The 19,512-nt window shown below is 61.7% G+C and carries 15 protein-coding genes and 1 pseudogene; 4 read left to right on the forward strand and 12 right to left on the reverse strand.

Going from position 1 to position 19,512, the window contains the following annotated elements; translation table 11 throughout:
* Positions 1–605: 605 nt before the first annotated feature.
* The 10 genes and pseudogenes from CIT31_RS36135 to CIT31_RS24585 form a co-directional block, all read right to left on the reverse strand.
* Positions 606–725: pseudogene (locus CIT31_RS36135) on the reverse strand (hypothetical protein); the annotation flags it as partial.
* 207 nt (positions 726–932) lie between these two features.
* On the reverse strand, positions 933–1,955 hold the full coding sequence (tdh, locus tag CIT31_RS24545; RefSeq protein ID WP_095520795.1) for an L-threonine 3-dehydrogenase: 1,023 nt from the start codon (positions 1,953–1,955) through the stop codon (positions 933–935).
* A gap of 19 nt (positions 1,956–1,974) precedes the next feature.
* The gene (locus CIT31_RS24550; protein ID WP_095520724.1) at positions 1,975–3,162 is read right to left on the reverse strand and encodes a glycine C-acetyltransferase; all 1,188 of its coding nucleotides are present in this window, start codon (positions 3,160–3,162) and stop codon (positions 1,975–1,977) included.
* A gap of 28 nt (positions 3,163–3,190) precedes the next feature.
* On the reverse strand, positions 3,191–4,135 hold the full coding sequence (locus CIT31_RS24555; RefSeq protein ID WP_095520725.1) for a homoserine kinase: 945 nt from the start codon (positions 4,133–4,135) through the stop codon (positions 3,191–3,193).
* A 29-nt stretch (positions 4,136–4,164) separates the two neighbouring features.
* Positions 4,165–5,592 carry a threonine synthase gene (gene thrC / locus CIT31_RS24560; protein ID WP_095520726.1) on the reverse strand — a complete coding sequence of 476 codons (1,428 nt, stop codon included), beginning with the start codon at positions 5,590–5,592 and terminating at the stop codon, positions 4,165–4,167.
* A gap of 79 nt (positions 5,593–5,671) precedes the next feature.
* Positions 5,672–6,886: an NAD(P)/FAD-dependent oxidoreductase gene (locus CIT31_RS24565; RefSeq protein WP_425350647.1), complete on the reverse strand. Its 1,215-nt coding sequence runs from the start codon at positions 6,884–6,886 to the stop codon at positions 5,672–5,674.
* Positions 6,887–7,043: 157 nt separating this feature from the next.
* On the reverse strand, positions 7,044–7,922 hold the full coding sequence (locus CIT31_RS24570; RefSeq protein ID WP_095520727.1) for an ABC transporter permease: 879 nt from the start codon (positions 7,920–7,922) through the stop codon (positions 7,044–7,046).
* A gap of 35 nt (positions 7,923–7,957) precedes the next feature.
* A complete protein-coding gene (locus tag CIT31_RS24575) occupies positions 7,958–8,908 on the reverse strand; it encodes an ABC transporter permease (RefSeq protein ID WP_095520728.1) in 951 nt (316 codons plus the stop codon).
* A 63-nt stretch (positions 8,909–8,971) separates the two neighbouring features.
* Positions 8,972–10,642 carry a peptide ABC transporter substrate-binding protein gene (locus tag CIT31_RS24580; RefSeq protein ID WP_095520729.1) on the reverse strand — a complete coding sequence of 557 codons (1,671 nt, stop codon included), beginning with the start codon at positions 10,640–10,642 and terminating at the stop codon, positions 8,972–8,974.
* A 38-nt stretch (positions 10,643–10,680) separates the two neighbouring features.
* Positions 10,681–12,345 (reverse strand): ABC transporter ATP-binding protein, encoded by a 1,665-nt coding sequence (locus CIT31_RS24585; protein ID WP_095520730.1) that lies wholly within the window; start codon positions 12,343–12,345, stop codon positions 10,681–10,683.
* 787 nt (positions 12,346–13,132) lie between these two features.
* On the opposite strand from CIT31_RS24585, the gene CIT31_RS24590 reads away from it, so the two are divergent.
* From CIT31_RS24590 to CIT31_RS24600, 3 genes are all read left to right on the forward strand, one after another.
* Positions 13,133–14,458 (forward strand): NAD(P)/FAD-dependent oxidoreductase, encoded by a 1,326-nt coding sequence (locus CIT31_RS24590; RefSeq protein WP_095520731.1) that lies wholly within the window; start codon positions 13,133–13,135, stop codon positions 14,456–14,458.
* An 84-nt stretch (positions 14,459–14,542) separates the two neighbouring features.
* On the forward strand, positions 14,543–15,616 hold the full coding sequence (locus tag CIT31_RS24595; RefSeq protein WP_095520732.1) for a tartrate dehydrogenase: 1,074 nt from the start codon (positions 14,543–14,545) through the stop codon (positions 15,614–15,616).
* A gap of 10 nt (positions 15,617–15,626) precedes the next feature.
* Positions 15,627–16,103, forward strand: coding sequence for an Lrp/AsnC family transcriptional regulator (locus tag CIT31_RS24600; RefSeq protein ID WP_029352587.1), 477 nt, complete (start codon positions 15,627–15,629; stop codon positions 16,101–16,103).
* Between the two features lie 40 nt (positions 16,104–16,143).
* Here the strand turns inward: CIT31_RS24600 and CIT31_RS24605 are convergent, their stop codons facing one another.
* Together CIT31_RS24605 and CIT31_RS24610 are read right to left on the reverse strand one after the other, a co-directional pair.
* Complete coding sequence (locus CIT31_RS24605) at positions 16,144–17,520, reverse strand: aspartate aminotransferase family protein (RefSeq protein ID WP_095520733.1); 1,377 nt, start codon at positions 17,518–17,520, stop codon at positions 16,144–16,146.
* A 30-nt stretch (positions 17,521–17,550) separates the two neighbouring features.
* Positions 17,551–18,402, reverse strand: coding sequence for a GNAT family N-acetyltransferase (locus CIT31_RS24610; protein WP_095520734.1), 852 nt, complete (start codon positions 18,400–18,402; stop codon positions 17,551–17,553).
* Positions 18,403–18,723: 321 nt separating this feature from the next.
* Here CIT31_RS24610 and CIT31_RS24615 point away from each other — a divergent pair, with 321 nt between their 5' ends.
* Positions 18,724–19,413 (forward strand): haloacid dehalogenase type II, encoded by a 690-nt coding sequence (locus CIT31_RS24615; RefSeq protein WP_095520735.1) that lies wholly within the window; start codon positions 18,724–18,726, stop codon positions 19,411–19,413.
* Positions 19,414–19,512: the final 99 nt, after the last annotated feature.

Raw genomic sequence — 19,512 nt, forward strand, 5'->3', positions numbered from 1 at the left:
ACTTCGCCAGATATGCGGGTTTTTGATCGCTTGATCGATACGAGCTGCTCAAGCCCAATCCGAGTGCCAGTTCCGCGCAGGGCGGCACCTGCTCGCGAGTCCGTCGGATCGCTTGAGGGTCTTGAGCCTGCGAGCGAAGTTGTGAGCGGCAACGAAGTCGGCGAGGTGTGACCTGAAGAGGCAGGCGCGAAGCAAAAGTCCGACTTGGCCAGGTCGAACGAGGCGGCAACCCTGCCGAGAAACGCAAGCTCGATCGCGCAGTGATTACCGTCAAGGAACTCGGCACCCTGGATGTCAGCATCAAGCGCGGCAGATCGATCGCCTCCTGGAGGTCGATTCCGTAATCGAGAACCTTGGAGATGGACATGGCAGAGCGCCTTATAGTAGCCACCATCACGCCGAATGATATTTCCACCCTGCGCCGGTCCTCAGGTTCCAGGGTTTCGCTTTGCCCGAACACACGAAATTGGCAAGCGCGTCAGCGCCGCTATGACCTGCGGCGTCTTGCTCGCCTCCGGCGACCCGTGGACGAAGCGGCGCCCAAGGACGTCCAGCCTGCGATAGCCGACCTTGTCAAGATTTGTATCAAGTGACCCGGCCGCAACCTATTGGAGGAGCGGCTTCCAGACGTGGGTGTGGTTCCGCTCCACAAGAATAATGTCGAAATCCTTGCGGCCGAGCCGTGCGCCGAGCCGGCGAACAAGCTCAAGACCTCCAGCTCCACCGCCAACGACGACTAAGTGTTTTCATTTCCTTACCCAGTCCGCAGTGGAATGCCTCAACGCGACTACCCGCCTGTCGGTGGCGGGCACGATCAAGCTTTGGATTCGACAGCCCCAAATCAGCGTCATCGTCGCCCTCAGCTTGGGTAGATCGCGCTACTCTGCCTGCTATTCATACCATCGCTGGCAACCTTGGAGGCCGCCTCGCCCTCACCAGTCCATTACCACCTTGCCGGAATTGCCGATGCGCATGGCGTCGAAGCCAGCCTGGTAGTCGTCGATGCCAATGCGGTGGGTGATCACGCCGCTCACGTCGAGCGGCCCCTGCACCAGCGCGATCATCTTATACCAGGTCTCGAACATCTCGCGGCCGTAGATGCCTTTCAAGGTCAGCATCTTGAAGATGACCTTGTTCCAGTCGATCTCGAAGCCGGTCGGCGCGATGCCGAGGATGGCGATCTTGCCGCCATTGTTCATGGTGTCGATCATGTCGCGGAAGGCATGCGCCGAGCCGGACATTTCGAGGCCGACGTCAAAGCCCTCGGTCATCCCCTCCTCGCGCATGACGTCGCGCAGCTTCTCCTTGGAAGCGTCGACGACGTGATGGATGCCCATCTTGCGGGCAAGGTCGAGGCGGACCGGATTGATGTCGGTGATGACGACTTTGCGGGCGCCGACGCACTGAGCGACCAGGGCGCCCATGATGCCGATGGGGCCGGCGCCGGTGACCAGGACGTCCTCGCCGACGAGATCGAACGAGAGCGCGGTATGCACGGCATTGCCAAGCGGATCGAAGATCGCGGCAACCTCGTCCGGGATGTCGTCGGGGATCGGCACGACATTGTGCTGAGGGATGGCGAGGTATTCGCCGAATGCGCCCGGCCGGTTGACCCCGACGCCCAGCGTATTGCGGCACAGATGCCCCCTGCCCGCGCGGCAGTTGCGGCAGTAGCCGCAGACGATGTGGCCTTCGCCCGAGACGCGCTGGCCGACCTTGTATTCGCTCACCGCCGCGCAGACGGCGGCGACCGTGCCGACGAACTCGTGGCCGGTCACCATGGGTACCGGCACGGTCTTCTGCGCCCATTGGTCCCAGTTGTAGATGTGCACGTCGGTGCCGCAGATCGCCGACTTCTTCACCTTGACCAGCACGTCGTTGGGACCGATCTCGGGGATCGGCACGTGCTCCATCCAGATTCCGGGCTCAGCCTTTGCCTTAACAAGGGCACGCATCATATTGGACTACTATTCCTCAGGAAATAACGCCGAGTTCCTTGCCTACCTCGCCGAACGCTATCACCGCGCGATCAATGTCGGCGGTGGAATGCGCCGCCGACATCTGGGTGCGGATGCGCGCCTGGCCCTTCGGGACCACCGGGAACGAGAAGCCGATGACGTAGATGCCCCGCTTGAGCATCCGCTCGGCCATCTGCTGCGCTAGGGTCGCATCGCCCAGCATGACCGGGATGATCGGGTGGTCGGCGCCGGCAAGCGTGAAGCCGAGTTTCGTCATTGACGAGCGGAAGCGTCCGGCGTTCGTGTAGAGCTTTTGTCGCAGCGCGTCGCCCTTCTCGACGATGTCGAACACCTTCAGCGAGGCGGCCGCGATGGCCGGCATCAGCGTGTTGGAGAACAGATAGGGCCGCGAGCGCTGGCGCAGCCAGTCGACGACCGGCCTGCTCGCCGCCGTGTAGCCGCCGGAGGCTCCGCCCAGCGCCTTGCCGAGCGTGCCGGTGATGATATCCACCCTGCCCTCGACACCGCAATGCTCGGCCGAGCCGCGGCCGTGCTCCCCGACGAAGCCTACGGCGTGGCTGTCGTCGACCATCACCATCGCGTCGTACTCTTGCGCCAGATCGCAGACGCCCCGCAGATTGGCGATAATGCCGTCCATCGAGAATACGCCGTCGGTGGCGATCAGGCGGAAGCGGGCGTCCTTGGCGTCCTCCAGTCGGGCGCGCAGTTCGACCATGTCGTTGTTGGCGTAGCGGTAGCGCCGCGCCTTCGAGAGCCGTACGCCGTCGATGATCGAGGCGTGATTGAGCGCGTCGGAGATGATCGCGTCTTCCTCACCGAGCAGCGTCTCGAACAGCCCGCCATTGGCGTCGAAACAGGATCCGTAGAGGATCGTGTCCTCCATGCCGAGGAAACCCGAGATCCGCGCCTCGAGCTGCGTGTGCTCCTCCTGCGTGCCGCAGATGAAACGCACCGAGGCCATGCCATAGCCATAGCGGTCGAGGCCTGCCTTGGCGGCATCCCGCAGTTCCTCGCTGTCGGCGAGCCCCAGATAGTTGTTGGCGCAGAAGTTCAGCACAGCCTCGCCGCCGACCTCGATCTGCGCCGACTGCGTCGACGTGATCACGCGCTCCGACTTGTAGAGGCCTTCCGCTTCGATCTGTGAAAGAAGCTCGCCAAGGTGACTTTCTAGAGTTGACGCCATGATATCACTGCCATTGTTGTGGTCTTGCTCAAGCGATCTCTCCTCGAAGCACTCGCAAGATGCGCTCGAAGTGGCTGGGATCGTGCGCGTTGAGGAGCGCACCTTCGCGAGGCAGGTGCAGATCCCAGAGACGCGATAACCAAAAACGAAATGCTCCCGCCCGCTGCATTGCGGGAAGCAATGCGCATTCGGCCGGAGTAAGCGCGCGGACGGACTTATAGCCGCCGAGGAAAGCGGCGGCCCGCTCGTTGTTTTGACGGCCGGTGCAGTCATCGACGCACCAGTCGTTGAGGCACACGGCGATGTCGAACAGCAAGGCGTCGCATCCCGCGAAGTAGAAATCGAAGACGCCCGTCAGGTGCTCGCCATGAAACAGGACGTTGTCGCGAAACAGATCCGCGTGCACCGGCCCTTTGGGGAGTTGCTCGTAGGTGAAGGACGCCGCGATCTCCTTCTGGAAGGCCAGCTCACTTGAGAGCAGCGAGCGTTGTGCGTCGGAAATGCAGCGGCTGACCACCGGCGCCGCCTCGTCCCACCATTCGAGGCCGCGCGGATTGGGCTGGTGTCGCGGGTAGTCGCTCCCGGCGACGTGGATGCGCGCCAGCATCTCGCCGACCGCGCGACAATGCGGCTCTGCCGGCACCATCACGCTCTCGCCAGAAAGCCTGTTGACGACCACAGCGGGCCGGCCTTTCAGCACGTGAAGGATTTCGCCATTGCGGTTGGCAACAGGATCAGGGACCGGCAATCGCCGCGCCGCAAGGTGCTTCATGAAATGGAGGTAGAATGGCAATTGCTCGAATGTGAGCCGCTCGAACAATGTCAGCACATACGCGCCGGCTTCGGTATCTACGAAGTAGTTCGTGTTCTCGATGCCGGTCGAGATGCCGCGAACGGAATGCGGCCCGCCCAGACCCAGCGCTCGCGAGAACGCTGCGACTTCGTCAACGGACAGCTCTGTATAGACAGCCATGGCGAGAATCGGTCCCGATACGCGTTTCTTCAGCCGGCGGCACGCTGCACGATTTCGGCGATGTAGCTCGTCACGGTTTGTGCATCGGCGGGAAGGACTTTGAACCGTTTCGGCAAATCCTCTATGCCATCGAACTGCCGCGGTCGATCCGGCTCGCGGTCCAATGCCTCCCTGATCGTTCCCGCAAATTTGACCGGCAGGGCCGTCTCCAGCACGAGCATTGGGGTCTCCGGAACGGAGTGCTTGCGCGCGACCTTCACCCCATCTGCCGTATGCGGATCGATCAGCGTGCTGGAACGCTGCCAGGTGTCACGGATCGTCTCCAACCGGTCGGCGTGGGTGCTCTTGCCGCTGCGGAAGCCGAAACGATCTGCCGCGTTCGCGAAGGCGGGATCACTACTGAGATTGAAAAACCCTTGTTCCCTGAGTTGGCCGTCGAACAGGGAACTCGTCCGACCTGCATCGCGCCCGATCATGTCAAACACGAAACGCTCGAAATTCGAGGCCTTAGAGATGTCCATGGAAGGGCTTGAGGTTTCATGGGTATCCGCGCGGCCCCGCACGCGATACAGACCGGTGCGGAAGAACTCATCGAGCACGTCGTTCTCGTTGGTCGCGACGATCAGACGGGATATCGGAAGCCCCATCATGCGCGCGACATGACCGGCGCAGACGTTCCCGAAATTGCCCGAGGGAACGGCGAAGTCGACCTTTGACGAATTCTCTTCCGTCACCTGAAAAAAGGCCGAGAAGTAATACACCACCTGAGCCACGAGTCGGGCCCAGTTGATCGAATTGACGGTGCCGATCCGGTGGCGCCGCTTGAAGTCAGCATCGCCGGACACGGCTTTGACGATGTCCTGGCAATCGTCGAACACCCCTTCGATGGCGAGGTTGTGGATGTTCTCGTCCTGCAGGCTGAACATCTGGGCCTGCTGAAAAGCGCTCATGCGCCCATGCGGCGACATCATGAAGACGCGAATGCCCGTCTTGCCGCGCATCGCATGTTCCGCCGCGCTGCCCGTATCGCCACTGGTGGCGCCGAGGATGTTCAGTTCCTCACCCTGGCGGGCCAGTTCATATTCAAGAAGATTACCAAGCAACTGCATGGCCATGTCCTTGAACGCGAGCGTTGGGCCATTCGACAGTTCCGCGACGTGAAGACCCGTTTCAAGCGCGCGCACCGGCACGATCCGGTCAGTCCTGAAAACCTCGGGCGTGTAGGTGCTCGCGCAAATGGCCTTGAGATCGGCGGGCGGAATATCGTCGATGTAGAGCGACAGGATTTCGAAGGCGAGGTCCGGGTAGGACAGGCCCCGCCACCGATCCAGCATGGCGTCATCCACAAGCGGGTAGGTCTCGGGCACATAGAGCCCGCCATCCGGCGCCAGACCTTCAAGCAGGATCTCGCACAACTTCCTGCGTTCGGGATGACCGCGCGTGGAGATGTAGTACATGTGATACTCTTCCTTGTAGCCGCGACACTCAGCCGTCGCCGCCGCGCCGCGTGGTCAATGGGCAGCCGGGCTTTAGGCGTCAGCGGCGGGCACGCCACCAGGCGATCTTGTCCTGCAGCGCATAGCCCTTGATGATCGCCGGCAAGAACCAGGGATCGCCGCTATAGAAAGGGATGGAAGCTGGCGGTCGGAAGTCGAAAGCCGTGCCGGCGTCTTGCGCGCGACCCATCAGCTTGTAGGCGGCACGCGTGCCGACCCACGGTGCCCAGACCACGCCCGAACCGCAAAAGCCGGTGGCATAGACGATGTCATCCTTTTCAAAGATGCGGGGCAGCATGTCGCGGTTCATGGCCACGTTGCCGAACCAGCTGTACGAAAGGCGAACCTTCTCCAGCTCCGGGAAAATTTCTATCAGACCGTTACGCAGGCGGAGCGTCGGGGCTGTCGGATCGCTGTTGCCGCGGGAGCTGTCTCGCCCACCGAGCAGAATGCGCCTTCCGTTGGGTGAAGGACGATAGTAGAAGCCCAGCTCCCGGTTCTCGCCCATCATCATCAGCTTGGGCATCAGCCGCGCCATCAATTCAGGCGGAAGCTCCTCGGTGACGATGATCCGGCTGCGGACGGGAACCAGGCGGCGACGCAGGAAGGGCGCGCCGCCATCGGTATATCCGTTGGTGCAGACCAGCACCTGCCGAGCCTGCACAGTCCCGGCCGATGTCGCGACACGGAACCCGGACACATCTTTCTCGATGGAAATCACGGGCGTTCGTGAGTGGACCGTCAGCCCGGAAGCCAAGGCCACCCGCAGGAGCTCGGCGTGCAACTTGGCCGGGTGCAAACCGCCAATGTCCATCCGAACCGTGCCGCCGCGGTAGAAGTCGGTGCCGATGTAGTTGCACTGCTCGGCATGCGGAACAGCGTAGGATTCGATCCCCAGCCTCTTCGCCAGCGCCTCGGCGCCGCGGGCCATCTTCTCGTACTGGTCGTATCCGAGAGCACCCATGAACCGGCCGACCAGCTGGAAATCGCAGTCGATCCCTTCCGTCTCGATGAAGTCGTAAAGGAACTCGCGGGCGATCTTGCCCTCGGCCTCGATCGCGATCGCCTTTGCCTCGCCGAAGCGCCTGGTGATCGTCGCATAGTCCGGTCGAATGCTTCCGCTGGTGATCCCGCCGTTGCGCGACGAAGCTCCTTCCCCGGGGTTCATCGCATCGAAGGCCGCAACTGACCGTCCTTCACGCGCCAGCACCAGCCCGGCGGACAGCCCGGCATAGCCAGCGCCGACGATTGCCACATCGAGCCGCTTTGCCAGTGGCTGCGACGGCAGCGGCCTGACAGGTGCGGCTTCCCACCAGTAGGGCGTGTTCTTATCGGCGACTTTCTCCTCATGCACGTGCGCTACTTCCCGTTGCGTTTTTAGGATCTGCAGTGGGTCGCGTTTGCTGACGAAATCAGACACGGTCATCTCGCACGTCGAGCGCATCGCGCAGTCCGTCACCGATGAAGTTGAAGCTGGTTACGGCGATGGTGATGGCGGCGCCCGGGATGATCGCCAGCCAAGGCGCGCTCGCCAGATACTGCTGGGCGCCCTCCAGCATGTTACCCCAGCTGGCCAGCGGCGGCTGAATGCCATAGCCCAGGAAGCTGATATAGGCTTCCAGAAGGATCGCGTGCGCAACTGTCAATGTGGCGGCCACAATGATCGGTCCCATGGCGTTGGGCAGGATCTCCCGGAACATGATGTGGGCGCCGCTCAATCCCAGCATGCGCCCAGCCAGGACGAACTCGCGCTCGCGCAGAGAGCGGACCTCGGCCTCGACAATTCGAGCCACTTCCATCCAACTGGTGACCGCGATGATCACCGTGACCATGGCCGGGCTCGGCTTCAGTGCCGCGGCCAAAGCGAGCAGCAGGAAGATTGACGGGAAAGACAGGAAGCCATCGACGGTGCGCATCAGCGCCGCGCCGATCCAGCCGCCGCGATAGCCCGCGATTACGCCGACGAGCGTTCCGATCAGCGTCGACAGCAACATGGCGAAGAAGGCCACCGCCAGCGAAATCCTTCCCGCCATGAGCAATCGCGCTGCCAGATCGCGCCCCAGCGGATCGGTCCCGAGATAGTGGTCGCCGGTCAGCGGCGGGGAAAACCGGGCGCGCAAATCGATGTAGAGCGAATCATAGGGCAGAAGATGCGGGCCGAAGACGCATGCCAGCGTGAGGAGCATGATCATCGCCACCCCCAGCAGCGCCAGATGATGACTCGTGAAACGGCGCACGGTGCGGCTACGCCACCAGCGGCTTGGTCCTGTATTTGCGACGAGAGCGGTCATTTCGGCTGCCTCCTGTCAGGCGTAAGGTTGCGCGCTCAACCCAGACGGATGCGCGGATCGACGATGGCCACCGCAATGTCGGCGATCAAATTGCCCAGAATGACGAGGATGGCCGAGAACATCAGCAGTCCCATCACGACCGGGTAGTCGCTGTAGCCGAGGCTATCGAGGAACAGCCGCCCCATGCCTGGCCAGGTAAACACGGTCTCTGTCACCAGTGCGCCAGTCAGGATGCTGGGAAGTTGCACCCCTGCCAGCGTGATCATTGGCAAAAGCGCATTGCCAACAACGTGTTTCATTATGACTCGGCGCTCGCTCAAACCCTTGGCCCGGGCGGTCTTGACGAAATCCTGGCTGATGGCGTCGAGGGTGGAGGTGCGCATGTAGCGGCTCCAGATCGCCACATGCACCAGCGACAGCACGAGGCTGGGCAGGATAAGGTGGTGGAGATAGTTCAGCACCGAGCCGTCGCCGATGGTGTACATATTGCCCGCAGGCACCCAGCCCAGCTTGAGCGAAAAAATGTAGATGCCGACGAGCCCGAACCAGAAGGTCGGGATCGACAGCGCGACCATGGCGCCAACCGTCGCCAGATGGTCAAACAGCGAGTAGCGGTGCGTAGCGCCGCGGATGCCGATCCAGGTGCCAATGGCGATTGCGATCGCGGTGGATGTGCCCATCAGCAGCAGCGTGGCAAAGACGTGCCGGCCGATCACCGAAAGCACCGGCGCCCCATCGCGGAAGGAGTTGCCCCAGTCGCCCTGGAGAAGCCGCCAGGCCCAATCGAGATATTGCATCCACAGCGGCCGATTGAGCCCTAGTTGCTCTTTCAGGCGATCGAGATCGTCCTGCGTCATGCCGGGATCGAGCCCGAATTGCGCCAGTGGCCCCCCCGGTAACAAGTTCAGGACAACGAACCCGATGACCGACACGATCAGGAGCAGGATGAGGCTCTGCGAGAGCCGGTTGAGCAGGAAGCCACGCATTCAACTCTCCCCTTTCAAGACGCCGGTGACACGCCGCCGCCCTAAGGCGGCGGCGTAAGTATGTCAGTCCTTCCAATGCCATCCGGCGGCATGCCAGGATGCGACGCGGGTGTTGGAATTTGCCTCGAAACCCGCCAGCCCTTCCTTGCGGCCGAACACATTGGCGTAGGCAAACAGAGGCAGGAACGGCAGATCCTGACGAACAATTTCCTGAACACGCAGATAGATGGCGCGCCGCTCTTCCCGATCGAAGGTGCGGGTACCCTTGTCGAGCAGCGCATCAACCTCCGGGTTGGAGTATTGGCCTGTGTTCGAGCCCTTTCCGCCCTTCGCGACGATCGCCTTTGTGTGCAGGCGGTTGGTAACGTCGGGGTCGCCCGCGATGACATTGGTTACACCGGAGATGGCTGACTCGAACTGCGATTTGAGCCAGAAATCGCCCCACATGACGGCGGCCGGCAGGTTCGAAATGGTCATCTCCACCCCGATCTCGGCGAATGTCTGCTGCAGAAACTGCTGCGTCTGCTCGCGCAGGTGGTTGCCGGAGGTGGTGGAGTTGGCGAAAGACAGACGCACCCCGTCCTTCACCCGTATTCCATCGGCTCCGGGTACCCAGCCGGCCTCGTCGAGGATCTGGCGCGCGCGCTCGATGTTGAACTCCTGCGCCGGCAGGTTCGGATTGTAGTAGTAGGAATTCTGCGGCATGAAGGTCTCGGTGGGGTTGTGGACCCCGTAATAAAGTCCTTCGAGGATCGCTTTCCTATCTATTGCGGCGTAGAGCGCCTGGCGAACCGCAGGGTCCTTGAATTGCGGCTTCTCAAGATTGAGATAGATCGACTCGACCGATGCTCCGCGCTCCAACATGACCACGCGATCCGGTAGTGTGCTGGCTTCCGCATAGTTGTCGGCGGTTATGAATGCCTGGTCGACAAGATCAATGTCGCCGCTCTTGAACTGGGTGTAGAGCACCGTCATGTCGGGGATGTATTTGAAGACGAGCCGCTCCAAATAGGGGCCCTCCCCTGCATAGTCCGTGTTCGCGACGAGTTCGATGTGATCGCCGGCAATGCGCTGCGCCCACTTGAATGCGCCAGTGCCGACAGGCGCCTGATTGAAGGCGGCGGCGTTCGGGTCGGCCTCTTTTTCGAGGATGTGCTTGGGCACCATGAAGGTTTCGGCGAGAAACGACAGGTAAGGGGCGAAAGCCTCCTCCATCCGCCAGGTGAGCTCGGTCGGCGAGACCACCTTGATGTCGCGCACCAGCGAATGACCCGCCGTCCGCCACGCGCGGAATTTCGGATTGGTGATGAGCTCAAGCGTGAACTTCACATCCTCGGCCGTGAAGGGTTGGCCGTCGTGCCAGCGGACGTCATCACGCAGGCGGATGCGCCACAAAAGTCCATCCTCCGAAATGCCGCCGTTGTCTTGGCTGGGCACTTCGACCACAAGATTGGGCTGAAGAACGCCCTTGGGGTCCATGCGAACGAGTGCATCAAACACCGAGAAGTGCACGGCGTCGTCGCACTCGGTATGCGGCATCAGTGGATTGAAGACGGTGGGTTCCTGCGAAAATCCGACGACGACGCGGCCGGTCGGGCTCGCTGGAGGGTTCTGGGCGAAGGCGGGTTTGCCCAACAGATTGGGCGCAATGAGGCCTGCGGCCCCGCCTATCGCCATCAATCGAAGGGCGTGGCGCCGCGAGTAGTTCGATTTGGAGTTCGTACGTTCAGTCATTGGAATTCCCCTTGTTCTGGCGGTGTCCGCCGTGGCTCTTACCCGTTTGCCGCAACCGGGCGGGTCGGTCCCGGCTGCTCTCCAGGAATCGCCGCCACCAGCTCACGCGTGTAGGCCGATTGCGGGTCGAGGAAGATTTGCGAGGGCGGTCCGCGTTCAACGATCCGCCCTTTCTGCATCACCGCGATTTCGTCGCAGATCTGGCTGGCAACGCGCAGATCGTGGGTGATGAAGATCATCGATACGCCGGTCTCTCGCTGGATCTGGTCGAGCAGCTTCAGGATCTGCGCCTGGATCGACACGTCGAGCGCCGACACCGCCTCGTCGGCGATCAGCAGCTTCGGCTTGAACATCAGCGCCCGGGCGATGCCTATGCGCTGGCGCTGTCCGCCGGAGAATTCGTGCGGGTAGCGGCCAAACGCGCCCGCATCGAGCCCGACATGGGCCAACAGGGCCTTCGCCTCTTCACGCGCTTGCGCATAGGCCGTCCCGTGCGCGACCGGGCCAACCGTCAGGATGTGGCCGACAGTCGCGCGCGGGTTGAGCGACGCGAAGGGGTCCTGGAAGATCATCTGAATTCGGGGGCGCAGTTGGCGGAACTCGGCCTCGGAAAGCTTCGCGATCTCCTGCCCCTCGAACACAATCCCGCCGCCGTCGCAGTCCAGCAGCTTGATCAGAAGCCGGCCCAGCGATGATTTGCCGGAACCGCTCTCGCCAACGACGCCCAGCGTGCGCCCGGGCGCCAGATCGAACGAGACCCCGTTAACGGCGGGCACGACGCGCTCCTTGCCGAACAGCGCACTGCCGCTGCGATAGGTCTTCACCAGGCCCTCGACCTTCAGGATCGGCGTCTTGTCGGCCGTTTCCAGAGGAACGCGGTCCTCGCCGGTCAGGCGCGGGACGGCCGCGATAAGGCGCCGGGTATAGGGATGGCCGGGCGACTTCAGGACCTGTTGAGCGCTACCCTGTTCGACGATGTGGCCTTTCTCCATAACGACGACGCTGTCTGCAATCTCGGCCACCACCCCGAAGTCATGGGTGATGAACATGACGCTCATTCCCTTGCGTCGCTGAATCTCGCGGATCAGTTCTAGAATCTGCGCCTGGGTGGTCACGTCGAGCGCCGTCGTCGGTTCATCCGCGATCAGGATGGTGGGCTCGAGCGCCAGCGCCATGGCGATCATAACCCGCTGCCGCTGCCCGCCAGAAAGCCGGAACGGATACTGATGATACATGAGTTCGGGGTCGGGCAGCCCGACCTCGGTCAGCAACTCGACAGCGCGGCCACGACGGGATTTCGGGGTGCCGACGCCATGTGCCGCCATCACTTCGTCGATCTGCGCGCCCACCGTCATCAGCGGGTTGAGTGCCGAGAGAGGATCCTGGAAAATCATCGACACAACCCGACCGCGTAGGCTGCGCAGTTTGTCGGGCGACAAACCTATGATGTTCATCCCATCCAGCTGGATGGCGCCCGAGGAGACGCGGATCACCTTGGGCAGTAGCCCCATGATCGCATTGGCTGTGACAGACTTTCCCGATCCGGATTCGCCGATGATACACAGGATCTGACCGCGCTTCAGATCAAAGGAGATGTTCTCGACGGCATGGGTCCGTTCCATGCCTTCCGGCAAATTCACCGTGAGGTCGCGTATTGAAAGCGCCACATCGTGGGGAGCTACAGCCTGGATGCTTGCGACCATCGAGATCACCTCCCCTTTAAACCGAACGGGTCCACGCTGTTGCGGACCGCATCATCGCCCTTTGAGCAGAAGCGCCTCACCGGAGCGGCCGTCGTCTGGCCATCTCGGCGCTTCGCGCCCTGAGGCTGCGAGAAACGGATTCTGCTCATCCTGGCGGCTCCCTTGATGAAATCCGGTCCGTGTACCGGACACTGTTCCCTTTTGTTGGAGAACTCTCCGAAGGCGTAAGCCCTGCCTATCGGAAGTCCTCTGGAGCTTGCCTGCCATGAGAGGTTGCTCCGTTCTTTCAGCCAGTTTGACTGTTTTGTTTCCGCAGAGTCATCGAAAACTTGGCCCTCGGGCGGCAGGAACTTCTGAAAAGAACGTCCAGTTCGGCATTTCACTCTGCAGCTGTTCGGGGCCCGCGACATGATCCGGCAATCATATCCTTCATGCGGTAATACGCGCCCACGACGGGCAGGAACCAGGGCTTCCGGCGTGCATCGAGACCGTGTGCCACGCAATGCGGTCGAGCGGAACGGTGTTCGTGCGGCCCATCGCAATGTAGGCCAAGGCGCTGCCGATCAGGGTCGGCAACTGTGTGCCGCGCGCCCTGAACAGCCATGCCGTAGATGACGCGACTGCATGAAGTGTACTCCTGCTTGCCCCGGTACCAGCAAGCTTTTCGCGCAACAATTGCCCGTCCTAGAGGCCGCTAACCGCACGATATTCCGTCCAGGCACAAACTTCGCGGCCTACCTCTGTAGGGGGCAGGTTAGGATGCTTCAAATTACCGGAGTCCCCATCCATGCACGCGCCGCTCATGCACATCGATTCCAGCCCATCCCTGCCTCGCGAGGCGGACGTCGTCGTCATCGGCGGCGGCGTGGTAGGCGTATTCACGGCATATTATCTCGCACGCCGCGGCGTCAGCGTTGCCCTGCTGGAGAAGGGGCGCGTTGCCGCCGAACAGTCCAGCCGCAACTGGGGCTGGTGCCGCCAGCAGAACCGTGACGCGCGCGAGTTGCCGATGGCAACCAAGAGCCTCGATCTCTGGGAAAAAGTGGCGCAGGAGACTGGCGAAGACACCGGCTTTCGCCGTTGCGGGCTGCTCTATTTGTCGCAGAACGACGATGAACTCGCAGGTTGGGCAAAGTGGCGCGATTTTGCAAGGACGGTCGGCGTCACGACGCATATGCTGAGTGCGGAAAAGGCCACCGAACGGGGCAAAGCGACCGGCCGCAAGTGGAAGGGCGGCGTTTTCTCACCGACCGACGGAACGGCAGACACCTCGAGGGCGGTACCTGTAGCCGCGCGAGGGATCATGGCGGCTGGCGGCTCCGTACATCAATATTGCACGGCTCGCGGCATAGAGTTGAGTGCCGGCCGGGTCAGCGGCGTCGTTACAGAATCGGGAACCATCCGGACAAGGACCGTGGTCATGGCCGGAGGCGCGTGGGCTTCTTCCTTCTGCAACCAGCTTGGTATTCGTTTCCCGCAAGCTGCCGTGCGTCAGTCCATTCTAGCCGTAGCGCCGGGCGCAAATGGCCTGCCGGATGCCCTGCATACCGCGCGCGTCTCGCTGACGCGGCGCGGCAACGGTGGATACACTCTGGCGATCAGCGGGCGGGCGCGAGTCGATCCAACGCCGCAGCAGCTCAGGTTCAGCCGCGAGTTCGTGCCCATGTTCGCCCGCCGCTGGCGCAGTCTGGCCCCGGGAGCGTTCGAGGGCTGGCGTCAAGGTCATGAAAGCCTGAGGAAATGGGTACTTGACGACGTGACACCAATGGAACGGAATCGGATTCTCGACCCCAAACCTGACATGAGGCAGATTCGCCTGACATATCGACGAGCCTGCGAATTGATGCCCGAACTCAAGCGCGTCGCGATCTCCGATGCCTGGGCGGGTTATATCGACAGCACGCCCGATGGCATTCCCGCGGTCGGTGAAATCGAGGGGATTCCGGGTTTTATCCTGGCGGCGGGATTCAGCGGTCACGGCTTCGGGATCGGCCCCGGCGCCGGGCATATGATCGCCGACATCATCACGGGCAGCGAGCCGATCGTCGATCCACGTCCTTATAGGCCGGAGCGCCTGAAGACCGCTGCGTGGGGCAAGGTCGCTGAATTCTGAGAAGACCGATTTGCCAACGTCCAAACGGTCGCACACGAGATCGAGGCAGCGACGCGGCCAGCACTGAAAACAGGGAAAGTGACGATGCGCGAATATGAGATTGCCGCCATTCCAGCCGACGGGATCGGGCCAGAGGTCATTGCCGCCGGTCTCCAGGCGCTTGAGACACTTGAAGAGCGTTGCGGCGACTTCAAGCTGCGCGTCAAGCACTTCGACTGGGGCTCAGACTACTACAAGGCCCATGGTCGGATGATGCCCGAAGATGGTGTGACGCAACTGAAGCCTTTCGACGCTATCTTCTTTGGCGCGGTCGGTGCTCCCGATGTGCCCGACGACATCACTCTCTGGGGCCTCCGGCTGCCGATTTGCCAGGGCTTTGATCAGTACGCGAACGTGCGGCCAACCAGGATACTGCCGGGCATTGCTTCTCCGCTGGCGGGCGTTGGCCCTGGCGATCTCGATTGGGTGATCGTGCGGGAGAATTCCGAGGGCGAGTATTCGGGCCACGGCGGCCGCGCCCATCGCGGCCTCCCCGAGGAAGTCGGAACCGAGGTCGCGATCTTCACGCGCGTCGGCGTCACCCGCATCATGCGCTATGCATTCCGGCTGGCGCAGTCACGGCCGCGAAAGCTCCTGACAGTTGTTACGAAATCCAACGCGCAGCGTCACGGCATGGTAATGTGGGACGAAATCGCCGCCGAGGTGGCACGGGAATTCCCGGACGTCACGTGGGACAAGATGCTGGTTGATGCTATGACGGCGCGTATGACGCTGAAACCACGGAGCCTCGATACGATTGTCGCCACCAATCTTCACGCCGACATATTGTCGGACCTTGCAGGCGCGCTTGCGGGCAGCCTCGGTGTAGCACCGACCGCCAATATTGATCCCGAGCGGCGCTACCCCTCGATGTTCGAGCCTATCCACGGCTCGGCATTCGACATTGCCGGCAAAGGTATCGCCAACCCTGTCGCCACCTTCTGGACCGTTGCCCAGATGCTTGACCATCTGGGCGAAAGCGAAGCGGCCGACCGGCTGATGCGCGCTGTGGAATCGGTGACTAGGGAAGGCGTGCTCACGCCGGACGTTGGTGGCACCGCGACCACGCAGGAAGTAACGGACGCCGTTTGCCGGACGATCCGCGGTTCGAACGTGTGACAGGTTTCTGATGAAGCTCGACAAGATCGACATCAAAATTCTCTCCGAGCTGCAAAAGAACGGGCGCATATCCAACGTCGAGCTTGCCGAACTGGTGTATCTGTCGCCGAGCCCCTGCCTGATGCGGGTCAAGAAGCTTCAGGCGGAAGGCTTCATCACCGGCTATTCCGCCCAGATCGACGTCTCCAAACTCGGGCAGACGTTGACGGTCTTCACCGAGATCACGCTCAGGAACCATCGGCAGAACGACTTCGCGCGGTTTCTTGCCACCGTCGAGAAGATCGATTCCGTCATCGAATGCCATCTTGTTTCAGGCGGCTACGACTACCTGGTGAAGTTTGTCACAGCGGGAATCACCGAATACCAGACGGTCATGGAGCGCCTTGTCGAAATGGACATCGGCATCGACAAATATTTCAGCTTCGTCGTGCTGAAATCCCCTATCGTGAAATCTCACCTGCCGCTCGACGCCATATTCGACAGATGAGGAAGAGGCTGCCCCGCGCATGCGGCGGCAGTCTGGACGATCATCTTTTCATCGCCGCCCGCACGTCCTTGTCTTCGAGGGTTTGATCCAGCGTCATCCGCGTGCGTTCGAGGATTCCATCGATATCGTCCTCCGTGCAGCAGAGCGGCGGCGCATAGCCCAGGATGCCGCTGTTGAAGGCGCGGATGATGAGGCCGTTCGCCCATGCGCGGTTGAAAATACGGCGACCCGGATCGGCTGCCGCCGGCAGCGGCGTCTTGCGCTCCTTGTCGGTGACCAACTCGACTGCGGCCAGCATGCCGCGACCACGAATATCGCCAACCAGCGGGTGGTCGGCGAGCGAGCGAAGGCCTTCCATCAAGCGCTTCCCGGCCTTCCGCCCGTTCTCGAGCAAGCCCTCTTCGTAGAGTCGCAGGCATTCCAGCCCCACCGCCGCGCTCACGGGATGGGCTGAATAGGTGTAGCCATGGCCGACAGGCGCTTTGCCGGCTCCGTCCGCGATCGTATTGTAGACATGGTCCGACATGAAGACTGCGCCCATCGGCACGTAGCCCGAGGTCAGTCCCTTCGCCGTGGTCATGAAATCCGGCACCACATCGTCCTCGTCACAGGCGAAGAGCGGGCCGGTGCGGCCAAAGGCAGTGATGACTTCGTCGGCAACGAACAGGATGTCGTGTTCCTTGCACACGGTGTGCAGGGCCTTCAGCCAGCCCGTCGGGGGAACGAGGACACCGCCCGAACCCTGAATGGGTTCAGCGTAGAAGGCCGCAACGCAGTCCGCGCCGAGTTCCGCGATCTTGGCGCGCAGGGCCGCGACCGATGCGTCGATAATCGTCTGCGGATCGGAACCGACCGGATTGCGATAGGCATAGTGCGAGGGAATCTTGTGCTGCCAGTCGTAAGGCACGCCGAAACCCGCATGGAAAGCGGGGATCGCGGTCAGACCGGACCCTGCCGTCGAGGATCCGTGGTAGCCATACTCGACCGAAATGAACTGGTCCTTTTGCGGCGTACCCTTGGCATGGTAATAGTAGCGAATGAAACGGATCGTGCTGTCGACTGCGTCGGAACCGCCCAGCGTGAAATAGACATGGTTCAGATCGCCGGGCGCCAGTTCGGCAAGTCTGGCAGCAAGGCGAATGGCAGGCTCGGATCCCAGCCCGAAATATCCCGTCGCATAGGGAAGCTCCCTTAGCTGCTTGGCGGCGGCTTCAACGATGCTTTCCTGGCCGTATCCGGCGTTTACACACCATAGACCGGCGAATCCGTCCAGAAGGCTTTTTCCGCTTGCATCGGTCACCATCGCGCCCTTGGCGGATTTGAGCACCCGCACGCCCGTCTCCTCGTGGCTCCGATAGCACGAAAACGGGTGAACCAGATGTGCGCGATCGAGTTCGATCAGTGAGTTTGCCAGCATTTCTTCCTCCGATTCAACCGAGTGCCTGATTTAACCGAGCGCCTGACTGACTAACGCATATGTGCGATGATGCGCTGGTTTGCTTTCTTTGTGTTCTTTGTGCGTGGCCATGGAGCGTCGCATCGTAATCCCACCGCCGACGTGCGCGAGCCCGCGCCCGGCGAGCCAGTCAGCAAGATCCGTTGAGAGGTCGGTATCGACACGGACGAACTTGCCCTGATGATGGGCGAGCAGAAAGTCGATCAGTGCCTTGGCCTCGGCACCGTTTCTCGCCACCACCGGCCCGATGACCAGCCCCCGGCCGAATGGCCGGATGGCGGAAAAGGCCTGGATATCGCCTTCATCGCCAATGACAGCGAACTTCGCGCGCTCGAAAAGCCGCTTCATCAGTGCCGAACGGTCATGGCCAAATGCCTCGCGATCCAGCACCTCGAGGCGGGCAAAATCGCCGCTCTCTGCCCAGGATACACGGGCCGGCGCCGAAACTGCCAACGCCTCGCCCTGATGCTGCACGATCTCGCCAGTCGTGACGAAGCCCAGTTTCTCATACAGCGGCAGGCCTTCCCGTGTCGCCGTCAGGCAACAGGTGCGCTCACCCGCCTTGGCAAGCGCCTCTTCCATCATCTTTCGGCCGAGTCCGCGGCCGCGCATGGCCGCATCGACGATCACCATGTTGATGGCGGCGGCATTGTCGCCGTAGGGGGTCATCATGATGGTCGCAACCACGCGTTCTTGTTCCAGAGCGACGATCCCCCGGCTGACCGACTGGGCCAGCTCCCAATCCTCGCGACGATGCGGCCATTCAACTTGGCGAGACAACTCGACAGCGCCTTCCAGGTGCCCCGCTGTCATCTCTTCAAGGATGATCTGTCGTGTGGTCATGATGTATTTCCAGCCTTCGTCTTCAGGTGCTAACGGTAGACCACCAAAGACAGCAGTTCCTCCCGACCGGCAGCCATGCGCGACGCGTTTTCACTATCGTTCGCCGCTCGCGCCGCATCTTCTGCCGAAGCATGGCCGACAGGCCGCGCTGCTCCCAAAGCTCGAAAAGACACCTGGCGCAACACTCTGCCAAACCGGCGATGCAATACGAAACGATCTGCTTCAGGTCGCGGCGAATGCGGCCGTTAGTCTTCCAGATCTCCGACTATGGTGATTGTGGTACAGGCACGCTGTGCCAAGAAAACCAGGAGGATTGTCGCAATGTCGACGTTCAGACCGAAATACATCACCTTCGACTGCTACGGTACGCTCACCAATTTCGATATGGCCGGCGCGGCGCGGCGCGTCTACGGCGAGCGCCTCTCCCCAGAGGCAATGGCCGGCTTCGTCGAGGCTTTTAGAGGCTATCGCCTTGACGAGGTGCTGGGGCCATGGAAACCCTTCCTCGAGGTGGTGCAGAATTCCATCGAACGCAGCTGCAAGCGCATCGGTATCCAGTTCAAACCCGAAGACGCCCAACGCATCTATAACGAAGTGCCGACCTGGGGTCCGCACCCCGACGTCCCGGCGGGACTGGCCAAGGTCGCCAAGGAAATCCCACTGGTGATCCTGTCAAACTCCATGAACAGTCTGATCATGTCTAATGTGGAAAAGCTCGGCGCGCCCTTTCACACCGTCATCACCGCCGAACAGGTTGGCGCCTATAAGCCGCTGATGAAGGGCTTTGAATACATGCTCGACAAGCTCGGCTGCGGCCCGGAGGACATCACTCATGTGTCATCCTCCTTCCGCTACGATCTGATGACCGCCTACGATCTCGGCATCAAGAGCAAGGTCTGGGTGAACCGCGGCCACGAGCCTGCAAACCCCTTCTACGAATATACCGAGGTCAAGGATATCGGCGGGCTGGCCGCCGCGGTCGGCCTGGAGCCCGTTCGGGAAGTTGCTTGAGGCTGGCGCGCCCCCGGCAATCACGGCCTTCGAAGTATCTAAATGAAAAAGGGGCGGTTCGACCGCCCCTTTCTGATTCTGGTGCCGCTGTTTCGACTT

The organism is Mesorhizobium wenxiniae (assembly GCF_002284535.1).
GTDB classification, from domain to species: Bacteria; Pseudomonadota; Alphaproteobacteria; order Rhizobiales; family Rhizobiaceae; genus Mesorhizobium; species Mesorhizobium wenxiniae.